This is a genomic window from Nitrosomonas sp., assembly GCA_031316255.1.
Classification (GTDB): Bacteria; Pseudomonadota; Gammaproteobacteria; order Burkholderiales; family Nitrosomonadaceae; genus Nitrosomonas.
Map to the genome: position 1 here is coordinate 3,264,854 of JALDQW010000001.1, position 17,845 is coordinate 3,282,698.

General features: G+C 46.7%; 12 protein-coding genes. 7 read left to right on the forward strand and 5 right to left on the reverse strand.

Annotated features, from left to right (window positions below):
- Positions 1-450: 450 nt before the first annotated feature.
- The 7 genes from MRK00_14455 to MRK00_14485 all read left to right on the forward strand — a co-directional run bounded on the left by MRK00_14455 (position 451) and on the right by MRK00_14485 (position 11,830).
- Entirely contained in the window at positions 451-2,745 is a 2,295-nt protein-coding gene (locus tag MRK00_14455; GenBank protein MDR4518568.1) for an LPS-assembly protein LptD, read from the forward strand.
- Between the two features lie 35 nt (positions 2,746-2,780).
- Entirely contained in the window at positions 2,781-4,205 is a 1,425-nt protein-coding gene (locus MRK00_14460) for a peptidylprolyl isomerase (protein ID MDR4518569.1), read from the forward strand.
- Positions 4,202-5,221 (forward strand): 4-hydroxythreonine-4-phosphate dehydrogenase PdxA, encoded by a 1,020-nt coding sequence (gene pdxA / locus MRK00_14465; protein ID MDR4518570.1) that lies wholly within the window; start codon positions 4,202-4,204, stop codon positions 5,219-5,221. The genes MRK00_14460 and pdxA overlap by 4 nt, the downstream gene beginning before the upstream one ends.
- A 6-nt stretch (positions 5,222-5,227) precedes the next feature.
- Positions 5,228-6,010, forward strand: coding sequence for a 16S rRNA (adenine(1518)-N(6)/adenine(1519)-N(6))-dimethyltransferase RsmA (gene rsmA / locus MRK00_14470; protein ID MDR4518571.1), 783 nt, complete (start codon positions 5,228-5,230; stop codon positions 6,008-6,010).
- Between the two features lie 272 nt (positions 6,011-6,282).
- Positions 6,283-6,495 (forward strand): DUF4177 domain-containing protein, encoded by a 213-nt coding sequence (locus MRK00_14475; GenBank protein MDR4518572.1) that lies wholly within the window; start codon positions 6,283-6,285, stop codon positions 6,493-6,495.
- 22 nt (positions 6,496-6,517) lie between these two features.
- Positions 6,518-6,925: a TM2 domain-containing protein gene (locus MRK00_14480; protein ID MDR4518573.1), complete on the forward strand. Its 408-nt coding sequence runs from the start codon at positions 6,518-6,520 to the stop codon at positions 6,923-6,925.
- 414 nt (positions 6,926-7,339) lie between these two features.
- Entirely contained in the window at positions 7,340-11,830 is a 4,491-nt protein-coding gene (locus MRK00_14485; GenBank protein ID MDR4518574.1) for a hypothetical protein, read from the forward strand.
- Here MRK00_14485 and MRK00_14490 read toward each other — a convergent pair.
- The 5 genes from MRK00_14490 to MRK00_14510 all read right to left on the reverse strand — a co-directional run bounded on the left by MRK00_14490 (position 11,827) and on the right by MRK00_14510 (position 17,827).
- The gene (locus tag MRK00_14490) at positions 11,827-12,411 is read right to left on the reverse strand and encodes a hypothetical protein (GenBank protein MDR4518575.1); all 585 of its coding nucleotides are present in this window, start codon (positions 12,409-12,411) and stop codon (positions 11,827-11,829) included. The genes MRK00_14485 and MRK00_14490 overlap by 4 nt on opposite strands.
- Positions 12,412-12,687: 276 nt before the next feature.
- Positions 12,688-15,444, reverse strand: coding sequence for a valine--tRNA ligase (locus tag MRK00_14495; GenBank protein MDR4518576.1), 2,757 nt, complete (start codon positions 15,442-15,444; stop codon positions 12,688-12,690).
- Between the two features lie 60 nt (positions 15,445-15,504).
- Complete coding sequence (locus tag MRK00_14500; GenBank protein MDR4518577.1) at positions 15,505-15,846, reverse strand: hypothetical protein; 342 nt, start codon at positions 15,844-15,846, stop codon at positions 15,505-15,507.
- A 33-nt stretch (positions 15,847-15,879) separates the two neighbouring features.
- On the reverse strand, positions 15,880-16,299 hold the full coding sequence (locus MRK00_14505; protein MDR4518578.1) for a DNA polymerase III subunit chi: 420 nt from the start codon (positions 16,297-16,299) through the stop codon (positions 15,880-15,882).
- A gap of 31 nt (positions 16,300-16,330) precedes the next feature.
- Positions 16,331-17,827, reverse strand: coding sequence for a leucyl aminopeptidase (locus tag MRK00_14510; protein ID MDR4518579.1), 1,497 nt, complete (start codon positions 17,825-17,827; stop codon positions 16,331-16,333).
- Positions 17,828-17,845: the final 18 nt, after the last annotated feature.

A 17,845-nucleotide genomic window follows, 5' to 3' on the forward strand; every position in this document is an offset into this window, starting at 1 on the left:
TTTACGCGTGACTATTACGCATCAAAAAAACAAGAAACAAGGATATCACAGTATCACAGCAACTTTTAAGACAGTACTTCTTCGACATTAAACTATATTAGCTGAAGAAACAACGAGTGCTTCTGTCCATTTAATAGCGCCAAGTTCAGTAAGTTTGTCAACGCACACAACACGGTCTGCACTTTTCGAAGACAGCAAATTTAGTCCGCTGCCGAGGTTAATCCAGCACGTTGTCTTGTAACTCACAACGCGCAATTAATGTTATCATTCATAATCAACAGTCTGGTTTAGAAATCAGTCGAGGACATCTCAAAACAAATAATAAAGAACCACGAATCAGAACGCCTCACACATAATGACCACCCGGAATAGCAATTGCGTTTTTAGCAATACAGGTAGCTTGTTGGATTAGCAAGCAGCACTCACCTTATCACACGCTGAAAAACAAGCATGAAAAACCACAAAAACTGCGCTTTCCGATTAATTTTCTCCCTGATTACAAGCTGTTGTATTTCGTCAGGATTACTGGCGGAAGATAAAGTCATTAAGCCACGCTTAAAACCCGAAACAACCAATCCAGCGTACCTGACCAAAAACAGCAGCACGACACACCCGAAATCTCTGACGATTAAAGCGGATCGTGTTGAAGGAATTTATGAACAGGAAATGGAAGCAATCGGTCATGCACAGCTCTGCTACGGCGATAATACATTGACAGCAGAGCGCATGAAGTATTTTCCACAGACCAATGAAACTGAAGTAACTGGCAATATCCGTTTTGACAGGAAAAACGATATTATTCAGGGTGATTATCTAAAACTGAATCTGGATACCGAAAAGGGTTTTCTCTCCGAACCTCGCTACACCATGAAAGACGGCGATGGTCGTGGCATGGGCGAGAAACTGTTATTTGAAGGAAAGAATAACTATCGGTTAAAGAAAGGCAGCTACACCACCTGTCCCGTTGAGCAAGAAGACTGGTATATCCAGGCCAGTGACCTCAAAATCAACAGCGAAACAGAAACAGGCGTTGCACGTAATGTCAGTGTCATATTCAAGGACATACCCATTCTGTACACACCCTGGCTGGATTTTTCCTACAGCGGAAAGCGAAAAACCGGATTCCTGGCGCCGGTCGTCGGACACACCGCGCGCAGTGGCGCCGATTTGGCGGCGCCGTTTTATATAAATATCGCGCCCAATATGGATGCAACCATCGCGCCGCGCGTTATGTCGAAACGCGGTTTCATGCTCAGCAATGAAATGCGTTATATCGGCCGTGGTGTGCGCGGCCAGGCTCAAGCAGACGTGCTGCCCGATGATATTAACACCCATGATACACGCTACGGCGTTTCATTTCAGCACGCTCAGTATTTAGGGCAGGGCTGGCGGGGTCAGCTTGATTATAATCGCGTTTCCGACAATCGCTTTTTACGTGATCTGTCAAACAATCTGTCGCAAACCAGTCGCACAAACCTGTTGCAACAGGCAGGACTGTTTTATCACGGCGCGTTAGGTCATGACGGAACACTCAGTTTTTCGGCAATCGCACAGCGATTTCAAACTTTGCAGGATCCGTTTGCAACGATCAATACGAACCTGCTGACAATTTCACCGTACAAGCGCTTGCCGCAATTTACCATGAATGCGATCAAACGTAATGTTGCAGGACTGGATTTCAACCTGAATGCCACCTGGACCAATTTCGCGCATCAGGATCCGACCCGTGTTGATGGCAAACGCCTGACATTCTTTCCTACGGTCAGCCTCCCGTTACGTAACTCGTATGGTTTTATTACGCCAAAATTTGGTCTGCACTACACAAATTATGCATTGAATTCAGCTGTCAGCGACAAAGGCAACAATACGGACAGGTTGATACCCATTGTCAGCCTGGACAGTGGCGTTATATTCGACCGCAATATGACGATTGGCGGGAATAACTATATACAGACATTGGAGCCGCGCGCATTTTATGTCTACGCACCATTTAAAGAACAAAGTTTTCTGCCAAATTTTGATTCTGCAGAGTCGGACTTCAGTTTTGCACAAATGTTGACAGAAAACCGTTTTAGCGGTCAAGACCGTATCAACGATGCCAATCAAATCACCTTGGCATTGACTTCGCGCTTACTGGAGCCAGCCACCGGTATTGAGCGTTTAAGGGCTGCTGTCGGCCAGCAGTTCCGTTTTTCGGAACGCAAGGTTATTCTGGATTCATCACAGATCACCAGTCGCAGGGCCGATTTCATTGCAGCGCTGGCCGGCCGTTTGACCCGTGAAATCAGTACCGATGTCAACATTCAACTCGATCAACAGTCGCTGCGCACCGAAAAAATCCGCGCCGGCATAAGTTATCAACCGGAACTCGGCAAAGTCATTAATCTGGGTTACCGTTATACGCGCGATGTGCGGGAAAGCATAGACATCCCGGTTAATCAGCTCAATACAGCGATCAAACAAGTTGACACGTCCATTCAGTGGCCGTTTTTTTCAAACTGGCATACGGTCGCACGCGTAAATTATTCATTGCGGGATGATCGATTGCTGGCGGGTTTGGCCGGATTTGAGTATATTGCTTGTTGCTATAAATTTCGGGTCGTCGTACAAAAACTGACAACGGCAACAAATAGAACAACAACGGCGGTTTTTGTCCAGCTTGAATTGAACGGATTGATGAATATTGGTTCAAATCCATTACGTGTATTGCAACAAAGCATCCCAGGCTATACCAGTATTTACTAAATCAAGCCCACTGCGTTTTTTATGAAAAAATCCTGATGAATTCAAATACTTTTATGGCAAAATTAATAACCATCACGCTATTTGCTGGTTTGTTTTTATTTTCAGCATGTCTTTTCGCAGAACCCGATGAAACGCCATTTGATACTGATATTCCACTAATCGTGAATGACCCGGACGATCAGGAATCGCCCTCAGAGTTACCGGATCAGATGCAACGATTTGACCAGGGCAGAATCGTTCTCGATCAAATTGCAGCCATTGTCAATGAGGAAGTGATCACCCAATTGGAACTGGATAATGCAGTCATTACTGCAAACCGGAATCTGATCCAGCAAGGTATCGAACCACCTGAACTCGACTCAATGCAAACTCAAGTTCTGGAAACACTCGTAATCAAATCGATACAGTTACAACATGCCAAGGAAATTGGCATGTCTGTCAGCGATAGCGAACTTGACGAAACAATTCATCGTATTGCTGATGAAAACAAGCTCTCGATGCAGGAATTTTATTCAACACTAGAAGAAGACGGCGTCAGTTTTAATAGATTCCGTCAGGAAATACGCGACGAAATCATTATGGCGCGATTAAAAGAGCGGCAAATCAACAGTCAGGTCAATGTAACGGAAGGTGAAATCGATAATTTCCTGCGAACGCAGGAAACATCCGCAATTGGAAACGATGAATTTTTGCTCGCGCATATTCTGATTTCGGTTACGGAACATATGGATAACATACAAATCCATGAAAAAAGTCAACGCGCAGAACAAGCGCTGAAAAAACTGAATGACGGCAACGATTTTGCACAAGTTGCGGCCGAATTCTCTGATGCGCCGGATGCCATGAGTGGCGGAATCCTCGATTGGCGTCCGATTACGCAAATGGGTCCCACTTTTGGTCAGTTGCTTTCGCCACTTGAAATTGGTGAAACCACACCTGTCGTGCAAAGCCCAAACGGGTTTCATATCTTTAAATTACTCGACCGGCGCGCACAGGAAAACAGGGCTGTCTTTATTGACAAAACCCATGCACGTCACATTCTCATCAAAGTCAATGAGCTGACTTCAGAAAGCGATGCAAGAGAAGAGATTATCCAGCTTAAAAAACGTATTGATAACGGTGACAATTTTGCAGAACTTGCCAAGCTCTATTCTGAGGATGGCAGTGCTTCTTCAGGTGGCGACCTTGGGTGGCTTTCACCCGGCAATACCGTTCCACCCTTTGAGCAAGCGATGAATAAACTATTACCCGGACAAATCAGCGACCCGGTGCAAACCCAGTTTGGCTGGCATTTAATACAAGTGCTGGAGCGCCGCACTCAGGATGTTAGCGACGAAAGCCAACGTGAAAGCGCACGTCAGGCTATTCGCACAAGAAAAGCGGAAGTTGTTGTACAAGAAATGATACGCCAACTTCGTGATCAGGCTTATGTCGAATATCGGGCTGATGATATTGAATGACCGTTGAGTATCTTCCGACGCTCGCATTGACGGCAGGTGAGCCGGCAGGAATTGGCCCGGACATCTGTCTGCAAATTGCGCAGCATACCTTACCCTGCAAGCTTGTAGTTATTGCCGACAAGACATTGCTCAAAACACGTGTGCAACAGTTGCAGATCCCCGTCAAGCTGATGGATGTCGACAAACAGGCGCCGGGTCATCACCAAGCCGGTTATTTATATGTAGCACACCAACCCATTGCCGAGAAAGCCATCCCAGGCGTATTAAATTCAGCCAATGCCGTATATGTGCTGGCTACATTACGGAATGCCGTTGAGGGCTGTCGTCAAAATCGGTATGACGCAATGGTTACCGCACCCATCCATAAAGGCGTGATTAACGATGCGGGAATAGCATTTACCGGACATACCGAATTTCTGGCCGAGCTGACTGCCAGCCAAACTGTCATGATGCTTGTCGGTGGCGGCATGCGCGTAGCCCTTGCCACCACCCACTTGCCGCTTAAAGATGTGCCTGCAGCGATTTCACCGCAAAATCTGGAAAGCAAGCTCCGCATTATTCAACACGACCTAATCGACCGGTTTGCGTTAACCCATCCCCGTATTGCTGTTGCCGGCCTGAATCCACATGCCGGGGAATCAGGACATCTGGGTCGCGAGGAAATTGACATCATTACTCCCGTGCTGGAGAAACTGCTTCACGAAGGTTTCCAACTCGATGGTCCACTCCCAGCAGACACCCTGTTTAACCCATCCCGGTTAAAATCTTTTGACTGTATTTTTACCATGTACCATGATCAAGGCTTGCCTGTATTAAAACATGCAAGTTTTGGTGCTGGCGTCAATGTGACTCTGGGTTTGCCAATTATTCGCACTTCCGTGGATCACGGCACGGCACTGGATCTGGCTGGTACCGGCGGCGCAGATTCCGGCAGTCTGCTCACGGCGATTGAATTGGCGATTGAATTGGCAAAAAATACGAAAAACAAGACAAATCTTAAATTACCCGCTTCATAACGTCACATGGCACACAAAGCCCGCAAACGTTTTGGACAAAATTTCCTGGTTGACCGGCAAATCATTGCTGAAATCATTAACATCATCAACCCTTATCCAGAAGACCACATTATCGAAATCGGCCCTGGCCTTGGCGCTTTAACCCGGCCCTTGTTAAAAACGCTTGACCATCTCACTGTAATCGAGCTGGATCGGGATATTGTCGAAAAATTGAAAAAAGAATTTCCACAGGACAAACTGACCATTCATTCTGCCGACGCATTGCGATTTGATTTTTCCACCCTTGGGAATGACCTGCGAATTATTGGCAACCTGCCCTATAATATATCAACCCCCCTGCTCTTTCATCTCAGCCAGTTCTCCGCATCTATTCTTGACATGCAATTCATGTTGCAAAAAGAGGTTGTTGAGCGCCTTGTAGCCAAACCATCTACATCTGACTACGGACGCTTATCGGTCATGTTGCAATACCGCTTTGAAATGGAACAGGTGCTTTCAGTTTCAGCCAATGCCTTCCATCCCGTACCCAAAGTTGAATCCGCAATCGTACATCTGCGACCGATCAAAAACAAAATACCTGTAGTGACCAACGAAGTATTGTTCGCTCAAATTGTTACCACGGCATTTTCCCAACGGCGCAAAACATTACGAAACACCTTGTCACGCTATCTCACAAACGACGATTTTGTGCGTCTGGCACTTGACCCGGGCTTGCGCGCAGAAAATATAACAGTAGCTCAGTATATTCATATTGCCAATGACCTTGCTGCCAGAATGCACAGCAATTAGCCAAAAAATACTTTTATTGTTCTGCAATATAAAGCAGTAAATCGGCCATCGTTGCGGCGTTGGGTCAACGGATGAACCGGTATCGTCAGCCCCTTATCTGCCAGCCCACAGTCCAGTCAACCAGGTGGTAAAAATTCCACAGGCAGTTATTCCGGGTACCGGCAATATTTAAAAAGTGCAGCGCTATAATAACTGAGGGTATCATTGCGTTCCGATTTTAGTTACAGTCTTACTCTATGACTTTTACGTTGCACTCATACAGGACACTTATCATGGCGTATACGGAATATAAAATATTACACATTACCGAAGGCGGACTTGGGACTATTTTCCTGGGCGCTTCTGGATTGCCCCTCAAAAAACTGGAATCAATTTTAAATAAAGAAGCCGCCGATGGCTGGCAACTGGTTTTTCAATTGGTTGAACAAAAGCGTTTTTTATTGTTCTGGAAACGCGAAGCAGTGATCATCACACTTGGCCGCTAGGTCAAACTCAAGGACGGCTTCAATGATTTCCCAGGAAGAAGTGCTTAATGAGGAAGAACACATACGCAAATTAGTCCGGGCGTTACCGGACGACAAACGTTACGTATTTTACAAGGAAACAGAAAAACAACTTAAAGACCCGGATACTTATGCAACATTAAATTATATCTTCATTGCAGGCCTGCACCATTTTTATCTGGGGAAATGGATGCGCGGTTTATTCAATATTTCCGTTTTCCTGATTGGCGCGATCATGTTGTTTACGCCACTTGCTATTATTGGGTTGTTATTGATTATTGCGATCAGCGTTATCGAACTTTATGCACTCTTTAAATCACAAATCATTGTTCATGCGTATAATAATGCAGTCATGAAACGGATATACAGTGAAATCATCAAAGAACAAGGTAAGCGCCAGAACCTTTCCTGACTGCAACGACTGGAATCGGTGTAGCGAAAATTTTGTCCACTTATGATGTAAATCCGCTACTTGCCCAGAAACCCCCTCCAAGAAATAATAGTGTCAGGAAACTTTACACTATTTACAAACTTGCCACTTCATAAAATTCAAACTGTTTATTATTCATAGTATTAACAGCATGGCATGTAACTTGCTTGTTTATTCTAATAACTATCAATAATGACTGCCTTGGCGAGATCATTGCATAATCAACGCATGGTGCTTTAATAATTATTATAGCGTTTATACAACGCATCTATCATTTCTAAGACAATCAAGCGCGATAACAAAAGTCTCTGCTTAACAAATACTTTAGAAAAATCAATAAAAAGATAGGTTATGACAGGCGCGTAGTCATGCGATCTTAATATATGGAGAGAATAAATGTCAGCGGGACCAGAATTGCGCTCATATGGGAGCAATCTACAACAAGCCAATAATAATGTACATGATATCCGTGTGCTCATCGAAGATATCGACGACAAAATTGACAAGGTAGAAATGGCCATTGACGCCGTCGATGCCATTGAACGCAAAGCCGATGAATTCAGCAACACCATTAGCAAACAAAAACTTGTACTCAAATTAATGGATAAAGCCGGCCCGTTAAAGGTACTGGCCAAGGTAGCAGACAAGGTACTCGATGCTGTTCAGAATGTAACCAACAAAGTCAGGGACAAGGCCAAACAGCTGGCCAAAAAGATTGACGACAGCAAGCTTGAAGAAAAACTGGATGCAGCACAGGAAAAACTCGATTCTTTCGATGAAAAACTGGCAGTCACCGAACAGGCGCTGATCAAAAACACGGTTGCAGTCAGCCAGCTGATTTCTGCATTGGATAAAATCGATGAATTTGATCCGAACGGAGACCCTGCAGCACCCGCGGCGGCAGGTGCTGATGCACTGGTAACTCCCCCGAATGCAGCGATATCCGCAATCAACGAAACTTTCGCCGAAGTTAAGGAAAAAGCACAAATACTCGATGGCGCAGTACCGAGCGCAACTTTCTTGCCGGTACTGAGTGTCAGACTCGCATTTGACGGCATCTCTTCCTCACTCAGCTTTCTGCGCGGCCCGCTCAACGCCGTTTCCAAAGTACTTAAACCGATCGAAGGGATACTGGATGCGGTTGGATTTATCTTCAAGGTAACTGTAGGTCCGGTAATTGATTACATTATGGATACACTCGGTATCAACCGAGTGATCAATACTGTCTCAGACAAGATAAACAAGCTGTTACCCAACCCTGGAATTTTTGACACTATTCTGGATGATTTCGATACCGCATTCCTTGAAATTGATCCGCTTGGGCAGTTTGAAGACCATCTCGGCATTTCCAGTTGGCTTGACAGTCTGACCCGGGAGGTTGTAGAACCGGTTGGAAATTCACAAACCGGCCCTATCGGAATCGGCACGCCACTAAACGACCCATTAACCGGCACCGGCGACCATAATCTGCTGTTTGGCGGCGAAGGCGATGACACCTTAATCGGTGAAGGCGGTATTGATATCCTGATCGGCAGTTCAGGAAACGATTTTCTGGATGGTGGCGACGGCACCGACATCGCCATATTCCGCGGAAATTTTCTTGAATACGGTTATTCTCAATCGGGAGATGGGGCATCCATAACCTTCAATCATCTATACCCATCCAGCACAAGTACAGTAGATGGCGTTGATGAAACCAGAAATATCGATTTGTTTGTTTTTTCTGATATCGGCCTTACGCCATCGCTATTACTCAATAGCGTATTTAGAGCACTCCTCGGTCAAAGTGTATTGGATGGAACAGAAGACAGAGACTTTCTTTTTGGCGGCTCAACCGCCATTACAATTAACGCATTCGGTGGCAATGACATGCTTGTCGGCAGCCCCGCTGCCGATTTCCTAAACGGCGGCTCAGGTGATGATATACTCGTTTTCAGCGGCGGTGAAGATGTTTTCTCTGGAGGCGCAGGAAATGATACCTGGCGTTTTCCTGTCAATAACGATAGCGGCAATCCAACAATTGATGCCGATCTGGAACGCGGCACGATCTTTGCCGGTTCCGACAACACCTCAACCCTAAATTCTATCGAAAACGTCGTTGTCGAGGATAACCGCCAAACATTTCAATTTGGCGACAGTACGGGTAACCGCTTGGTTGCTTCCGCCGACCGCGATGTTCTGGATGGCCGGAGCGGCAACGATTTACTTGATGGCGGACCCAGTGAGGACATACTGATTGGTGGCCCCGGAAGCGACGTATTATATGGCGGAGACGGCAATGACACACTGGTTTCCGGGGAGCGTACAGTAGCCGGAACAACCAATTTTTATGATGGCGGCGAAGGCAACTTTGATGCGTTAACTTACGCATCCGACCTATTTGATGTTTTGCAACGTGAATACATCAATGACGGAATAAGATCCAAAGCGCGTTCACAAGAGGCGTCCGGTCCGGTTCAAATTTTTGCCGAAACAGGACGGATTGAACGCATGTCCGCTGACGGCAGCACCGTCATCGCAACCGACACCGCCGTTAATATTGAACGTTTTGTCGGCTCGGATTTTAATGATACATTGTATGGCGGGCCTGGCACTTATGTTGAAATTGACGGCGGCAATGGTAACGATACGCTGTACGGCCAGCTTGCCGGGCGGTTTGTCGGCGGCGGTAATGGCGATGATATTGTTTATGCCGGCACAGGCGGCGCCAATTACGACGGCGGCGGCGGGTTTGACACACTTTATTTAACAGAAACACCTGATGTTCGCTGGCTGGTGCGGCTGGATGGTTCTATCGGATCCACACTGCGGGCATTCAATGCGCTGGAAGGCAATGAATTGGCTACACCAGACGGCAGCCTTCAAAACGAATCCGGTCCATCTGTTATTGCCTCGGGTAACGTATCGAATTTCGACGTTTATTTTGCGGGCGATCAGGATGATCACTTCGAGTTACGTGACCGGGGAGAAATTACGGTTCACGGCGCAGGCGGCAATGATTTCATTCGAGGCAACAGTGGCGGCGATAACAATCCTTCATTTAATCTTTTTGGCGAACTGGGGGATGACACCATTATCATCAAGGAAGATGGCCTAGCCGACGGCGGAGAAGGTGACGATCGCATTGAAATTGATTCTGGTTCCAGCCATCTGGTGCAAGCACTGGGCGGTCAAGGCAATGACATTTTCATTATCCGCAGTGGAGAAGTCAGAATTGACGGGGGTGAAGACAAAGACACGCTATCTGCCAATCAGAACAGCATTTTCGCGGGATTAAACGTGGATCTGTTAGCCGGTACTGTCAACACTTCCGACGGCAGCAACTGGTTCTTCGGCACAGTAACCAATGTTGAGGAACTCATTGGATCGGATGAGCATTCCGATTTCTTGCGCGGCAGCAATGCCGGAGAACGTTTTATCGGTGGCGGTGGCGACGACACCATCGAAGGACGCGATGGCCAGGATGCGCTATATGGGGGTGCAGGAAACGATAGTTTGTTCGGTGATACCGGCGACGATCTATTGCATGGCGGCGCGGGTAATGATGTCATAAACGGCGGCGGCGGTATCGACACGGCCACCTGGGCTTTTGCCACGCCAGGTGCAAACCAGGGCGAAGTCGAAAACACCAGTTTCGGTCATCTTGAAGTTGATCTGATCAATGGCAGCGCCCTTCTCAGATTATTTTCTGGCGGCCAGGAAAATGATGCGCTTGTCGACATTGAAAACATTATTGGCGGAGACGGAAACGACATAATACGCGGCAATGATCTCGATAACATGCTTTCCGGTGGGGCGGGCGATGATTTGCTCGAGGGGCGCGGCGGCAACGATGTACTGGTACTCGATGGTAACGATCGCGCCATAGGCGATACCGGTGACGATCAATTTGTAATTGGCCTGGGCAACATGATAATTGACGGTGGAGAAGGTACTGACACGCTCGATTTCGGCGCTTTGGGCGGCACCGTGCGGATTGACACCGTTGCAGGCACTTATGTTGCCGAACTTGAATTTGATCAGCCTGTCTGGAAGAACGATTCTGGTTCAGAACCCCGTAATTCAGGCGGTATACTGCTTACCCCGCTGGAAGTCCTGGAAGCGGACGCAACCTTCGCCAATTCCACCAATGATCTCGCACTGTTTTCAGTCGTGGAAGATAATGCAGGCACAGAAACCGATCTGGAAATTGAATTTATTACCGAAACAGAATCGGTAAGCGGCACATTTACCAGTATCGAGCTGTTTGTCGCGGGTGCTGCGAAACTGATTGGCTCATCGGCCGATGATCATTTTGGTGGAGATGACGGCGTCAACGTATTTGAAGGATTACAGGGCAACGATCTTTTTGACGGCGCGGGCGGATCGGATACCGCTATATTTTCCAATCCAATCGATGACTACACTATTACACGCACCAGCAATGGTTTCGAAGTGATAGACACAGCCGGTGATGATGGTCAGGATACATTAATCAGCATCGAGCGCCTGAAATTCTCTGATATCGGTATCGCATATGATCTCGACACCAGCGCCGGGCAGGTTGCTAAACTTTTAGGCGCCACTTTCGGACGCAAGCATGTTCTCAACCCGAAATTTGTCGGTATTGGCCTGGAGCTTCTGGACGACGGTATGACTTACGAGGAGTTGGCAGAATTAGCAATTAAATTTGCCGGTGGAAACACCCCTCAAAAAGTTGTAACACAATTGTGGACCAACGTTATTGGGTCGCCACCAACAACACAACAGGCGCGGCCTTTTGTCGACCTGCTGAACAACAACGACGTAACCACAGGTGAACTCGTGGTTTTTGCCGCCGAAACCAATCTGAATGCGACTAACATCAATCTTGTCGGCTTGTCAAATACAGGTATTGAATTTATCTAAACAGGACTTAAAACAAAAATCAGCAGGGTTGTAATGGCTGCGATAAACAGTGTTTGCAACCCTGACCATAACCAGAAATGTCCGTTAACGCGACCAAGAAACACGCCCAATAAGAATATAAGCAGGAATGCAACCATCGTTGCCATCTCTAGCGGGTGGGAAACAAGTTGCGGTTGCCAGTGCGCCAAGGCCAATGGCAAGATGATGAATAACGCAATCAAGAATGGCGCCAGACCATTAATAAAAGCGATGAGTAACGGCATTAATCGGGTTGCATGACCGTATGCCGATTCACCAAGATCCGCTATCATGGCCTTTTCAAGCCGTTTCAGTTCGCGTTTTTTTTCCGCTGCTTCGCTGATATAAGCGCTGGTCATGCCGCTCATGCCCAACGCGATTGCAGCACCGAGACATACGCTGATCACAACAGGCAATACAACCTGACCGCTCACATAAAACCCGATCAACAAGCCCAACATGGTCAACGCACCGTCAAATCCATTGACTACAAAATAGCGCCGCGCAATATGATGCGATCGTGTAATGCGTGTCAACAGCAGAAGTTGCCTGACAAAACTCATAAGGGCACCTCTAAAAATCCATCCTTCGTTACAATACTTCGTTGTTTACAAAAAATGTTTCCTTACATATCAATCATATGCTGCGTCAAAATTTTTTGCTATCAACAAAAACTGGCCTAGTCTTGTTTAGAATTATGAATTTTTAGAGACGCCCATAAACAGGTCACCATGAAATTGAAGGGGTGCCACATTCAACCTTTAACCTGCACCGCTGCCATGCATCAGAATACAACCAGTCTTTCGCAGAAAAACGGCGCGCTTATATTTAACAGGCCGTTAATGCAATTTGTGCAACTGTTCGCTCAGACTATCAAGCTTCGCACTAAAACCTGCCAGCCGGTCTTTTTCCTGCGCCACAACTGCGGCCGGCGCACGTTCGACAAAGCTCGGATTGGACAACTTGGCCTCAGCCTTTGTTTTTTCTGCTGCGACACGGTCCATTTCTTTTGTCAGGCGCTCGCGCTCAGCTTCAACATCGATTTCAATTTTCAACATCAGTCTGTAGTCGCCGACAATGGAAACCGGTGCATCGGCATCCGGTAATTCATCCTGAATCTCAATCTCCGACAACCTGGCCAAAGCCATCAGATAAGGTGTATACAGGGTTAGTGTTTGCGCATCACCAGCGGCCAGCAATGGTACTTTTTGCGCCGGCGACAAATTCATTTCACCGCGAAGCGTACGGCAGGCATTCACCATGTCCTTAAGCAACTGAACCTTCTCAATCGAATCCGGATCAATTTTTGTTGAATCGGCAACAGGATAAGGCTGGCACATAATGCTTTCTCCGCTTCTTCCTGCAAGCGGCGCGACTTTCTGCCAGAGCTCTTCAGTGATAAAAGGAACAATCGGGTGCGCCAAACGCAACATCGCTTCAAGCACCTGCACAAGTGTTTGCCGTGTGGCGCGTTGTTCGGACGTGTTGCTGCTGTTTAGCTGCACCTTCGCCAGTTCAACGTACCAGTCGCAGTATTCGTCCCATACCAATTCATAAATTTCCCTTGCCGCCAAATCAAAGCGATAATTTGTAAAGGATTTCTCGATTACGCTTTCAGCCAGCTGCAAACGGCTGATCATCCAGCGGTCTGCATCTGAATAATCATATTGCTTACCCGCATCCAGCCCAGTATCCTGTCCTTCGCAATTCATCAGCACATAACGCGATGCATTCCATAATTTGTTGCAAAAATTACGATAGCCTTCGCAGCGTTGCAAATCGAATTTGATGTCCCGTCCATGGGAAGCCAGACTGGCAAAGGTAAATCGTAATGCATCCGTACCAAAAGCAGGAATACCACTGGCAAAATGTTTGCGGGTATTTTTTGCGATGGATTCCGCCTGCTTTGGATTCATGAGTCCTGTAGTTCGCTTGGCAACCAGGTCATCCAATGAAATGCCGTCAATCAAATCCAGCGGATCGAGCACATTGCCTTTGGACTTGCTCATCTTCTGACCTTCGGCATCACGGATCAGGCCGGTAATATATACTTCCCTGAACGGTACTTTTCCCGTGAAATGCAGCGACATCATCACCATGCGCGCCACCCAGAAGAAAATGATATCAAAGCCCGTAATCAAAACCGAAGTCGGTAGAAACGTATTTAATTCCCGGGTATCATCAGGCCAGCCCAACGTTGAAAAAGGCCATAAAGCGGATGAAAACCAGGTATCGAGCACATCTTCATCCTGTTTAAGATCAGTTTTCCCGGAAAGCTGCTGCGCTTCTTCCAAACTATGCGCAACAGTAATATTGCCGTCTTCATCGTACCAGGCAGGTATTCGATGCCCCCACCACAACTGACGCGAAATACACCAATCCTGGATATTTTCCAGCCACTGATTGTAAACATGCGCCCAGTTATCCGGAGTAAACTTGACCCCACCATTTGCCACCACTTCCAGTCCGCGTTTTGCCATGCCTTCCATCGACACATACCACTGATCGGTCAACATGGGTTCGATGATTGTATTGGTGCGATCACCTCTCGGGGCCATCAGTTTGTGCGGTTTGGTTTCAGTCAGGTAACCCTGTGTTTCAAGATCGGCGATAATTTTTTTTCTGGCTTCAAAACGATCCATACCCTGATATTTTGTCGGCGCAAGATCGTTAATTTTTCCATCCAGCGTAAAAATATTGATGGGCACCAGTTGATGACGCTGCCCCATCTGATAATCGTTGAAATCATGCGCAGGTGTAATTTTGACACAACCGGTGCCAAATTCAGGGTCAACATAGCTGTCTGCAATAACCGGAATGCTGCGTTCACATAACGGCAAACGGACATGCCGCCCGATTAAATGCTGATAGCGCGTATCTTCCGGATGCACTGCAACCGCGACATCCCCGAGCATGGTTTCAGGCCGTGTGGTTGCTACGACAACTGCTTCATTTGCAGAGACTTCACCTTCCGCCAGTTCAAGCGGATAACGAATATGCCATAACGTACCATTTTCTTCTGTGGACACGACTTCCAGATCGGAAACGGCAGTCTGCAAGACAGGGTCCCAGTTAACCAGTCGTTTACCACGGTAAATCAACCCTTCACGGAACAGACGTACAAATACTTCAGTAACAGCACGGGATAACGCCGCATCCATGGTGAAACGTTCGCGTGTCCAATCACAGGAAGTCCCTAATCGCCGCATCTGGCGGGTTATGGTTGAACCGGATTCTTCCTTCCATTGCCAGACACGTTCGAGAAATGCTTCCCGGCCCAGATCGCGCCGATCTATGTTCTGTTGATCCAATTGACGTTCAACTACAATTTGAGTCGCGATTCCGGCATGATCAGTACCGGGTTGCCAGAGTGTATTATCGCCTTTCATGCGATGGTATCGAGTTAAAGCATCCATTAACGTGTGCTGAAAGGCATGCCCCATATGCAATGTTCCGGTCACATTCGGCGGTGGCAACATGATGCAATAGGCCGGGGTATTATCGGCATAGTCCGGTGTGAAGTAACCGGCCGACTCCCAAACTGAATACCATCGGTCTTCGATACACTTAGGATCAAAACTTTTTGCAAGTTCCATGAAAAAATTAGGTGTTTTGTTTTAGAAAAAAATAAAAGGCTTGTAATTATAATGGAATTTTTATTCCTGAGATTCCAGCAAAACCTTTTCCTGGACAACAATCCGGTTCTCCAGTGCATGCACCAGCGCCTGCCGATCTGCAGGATGCAAATCTATTTTGGCGTCAACCAACGCAGCATCCAGCAATAAACGCAACGGGGACAACTCATCAAATTGTGATTGCAGGTTCTTGGCGCGCAAAGACACACTTTCGGTCAAAACTGGTATTTTATCGACATCAGGCGCATCTGCAGTAGTAATAACTGAATGATTATAATGGTGATATTTATCGATTAAAAAATTAAATTTCTCTAGAATCTTCTCATTATCTTCATCCACATCTGTTTTAACAGCATCAATCATAGCGATCACTTTTGAACCATATGTTTTTAGGTATTATGCCAGTTTATGATGATGTAATTCATAACCGGTCTGCTGATAAAAACGGTAACGCTCACGGGCAGCTGATTTATCTTCAGCTGAGAAACCTGCAATTTCAATAACCCGCTTGAACTGTTCAAGTGCAGGCGGGCACTGGTCGTGCAAGTTGATCAATACATCGCAGTCACTTCCCGCTAACACTCGGGTACTTAAGATAATTGGTGTTGATTCGACCAATTTTTCATCATCAATACAGCAATGTGGCAAAAAACTGGTCGGCTGAAAAGTCCAGAGCAATATATCGAGTTTTTTCAGCACGCTTGTATCAGCTGAGAAAATCATCATCCGGGTGCCATGGCTCAATGCTTTGGCGCACAACCTGCACGCTACCTGTAGCTTGTCAGCAGCGCCTGAATAAAAATAGATCTCCGTCATCAACAGCAGCACTATCGCCCGTGTAACAATACTACTTGGATGAATTGGCTTGTGAAATCAGAAAACGGGACAATAGCGGCACAGGCCTGCCTGTGGATCCTTTCTCTTTACCGGACTTCCAGGCCGTGCCTGCGATATCCAAATGCGCCCAATGGTATTTTTGGGTAAATCTCGATAAAAAACAGGCCGCAGTAATCGTACCTGCGGCGCGGCCGCCGATATTTGCCATATCCGCAAAATTGCTCTTCAATAAATCCTGATATTCGTCCCATAAAGGTAATCGCCAAACACGATCCCCGGTTTCTTCACCTGCCTTGAGCAATTCCTGTGACAAGGCATCATTATTACTTATTAAACCCGTTGCAACATTTCCCAATGCAATAACACATGCTCCCGTAAGCGTGGCAATATCAATTACCGCTTTCGGTTCAAAACGCTCTGCATAGGTTAATGCGTCACATAGAATCAAGCGTCCCTCCGCATCGGTGTTCAACACTTCAATGGTCTGCCCGGACATGCTGGTAACCACATCACCCGGTTTGGTTGCGTTTCCACCCGGCATGTTTTCGGTTGCCGGCACAATGCCAACGACATTGATCGGCAAACTCATTTCAGCCACCGCCTTCAGCGTACCGAGCACACTTGCTGCGCCACTCATATCGTATTTCATCTCATCCATTTCGGCGGGTGGTTTCAATGAAATACCACCGGTATCGAAGGTAACGCCCTTGCCCACCAGCACAATTGGCTTTTCTTTCTTGCCCCTGCCATAATATTCCAAAACGATGAGTTTTGCCGGCTGATGGCTACCACGCGCAACAGCCAGTAATGCACCCATTCCTTGTTTTTCCATCGCTTTCATGTCCAAAACAGTGACTTTTAACTTGTATGTTTTGGCAAGTTCCTTGGCTTGATCGGCGAGATATGTTGGCGTACAAATATTGGGCGCCAAATTTCCCAAGTCTTTAGCCAGGCTCATTCCATGCGCTATGGCTGCACCCTGGGAAAGCGCCACTTCACAGGCGGCCATATCTGCGCGATCCTCAATGCCAATTGTGATCTTACGCAAGGTCTTCTTGTTTTCATCGGGTTTACTTTTGAGTTTGTCAAACCGGTAATTACTTTCTACTGCAAGCTTCGCAATCTGCATGACCTTCCACGCAGCATCGCGTTTATGAACCGGCACATCCGACAAATAAATTACGCAATCCGTGGTGCCCGTATTTTGTAAGGCACGAAATGCTGTTTGCACAACATTGATAAACACACTGTCTTTAAACTCCTGCTCTTTGCCTAATCCAACAAGCAGTACGCGCTTACACTGCACATTTGGAACCTTATGTAGCAACAATGTCGTATTGGCTTTGCCTTCCATGTCACCCTGACTGATGATATCTTTTATATAACCATTGGATAGACTATCAAGCGTTTTTGCAGCATCCGTCAATTTTCTTGACTCAAAAACACCCACAACCATACAAGCACCACGCTGTTTATCCAGACTTGCTACTTTTATTCCAAATTCCACGAGTAACTCCCTTATAAA

Bases quoted from the DNA above. Each gene is read 5' to 3' on its own strand.
- pdxA (MDR4518570.1), top strand. From the start codon at position 4,202: ATGACCGTTGAGTATCTTCCGACGCTCGCATTGACGGCAGGTGAGCCG.
- MRK00_14480 (MDR4518573.1), top strand. From the start codon at position 6,518: ATGATTTCCCAGGAAGAAGTGCTTAATGAGGAAGAACACATACGCAAA.
- MRK00_14505 (MDR4518578.1), bottom strand. From the start codon at position 16,299: ATGACGGAGATCTATTTTTATTCAGGCGCTGCTGACAAGCTACAGGTA.
- MRK00_14500 (MDR4518577.1), bottom strand. From the start codon at position 15,846: ATGATTGATGCTGTTAAAACAGATGTGGATGAAGATAATGAGAAGATT.
- rsmA (MDR4518571.1), top strand. From the start codon at position 5,228: ATGGCACACAAAGCCCGCAAACGTTTTGGACAAAATTTCCTGGTTGAC.
- MRK00_14455 (MDR4518568.1), top strand. From the start codon at position 451: ATGAAAAACCACAAAAACTGCGCTTTCCGATTAATTTTCTCCCTGATT.
- MRK00_14485 (MDR4518574.1), top strand. From the start codon at position 7,340: ATGTCAGCGGGACCAGAATTGCGCTCATATGGGAGCAATCTACAACAA.
- MRK00_14475 (MDR4518572.1), top strand. From the start codon at position 6,283: ATGGCGTATACGGAATATAAAATATTACACATTACCGAAGGCGGACTT.
- MRK00_14460 (MDR4518569.1), top strand. From the start codon at position 2,781: ATGAATTCAAATACTTTTATGGCAAAATTAATAACCATCACGCTATTT.
- MRK00_14495 (MDR4518576.1), bottom strand. From the start codon at position 15,444: ATGGAACTTGCAAAAAGTTTTGATCCTAAGTGTATCGAAGACCGATGG.
- MRK00_14490 (MDR4518575.1), bottom strand. From the start codon at position 12,411: ATGAGTTTTGTCAGGCAACTTCTGCTGTTGACACGCATTACACGATCG.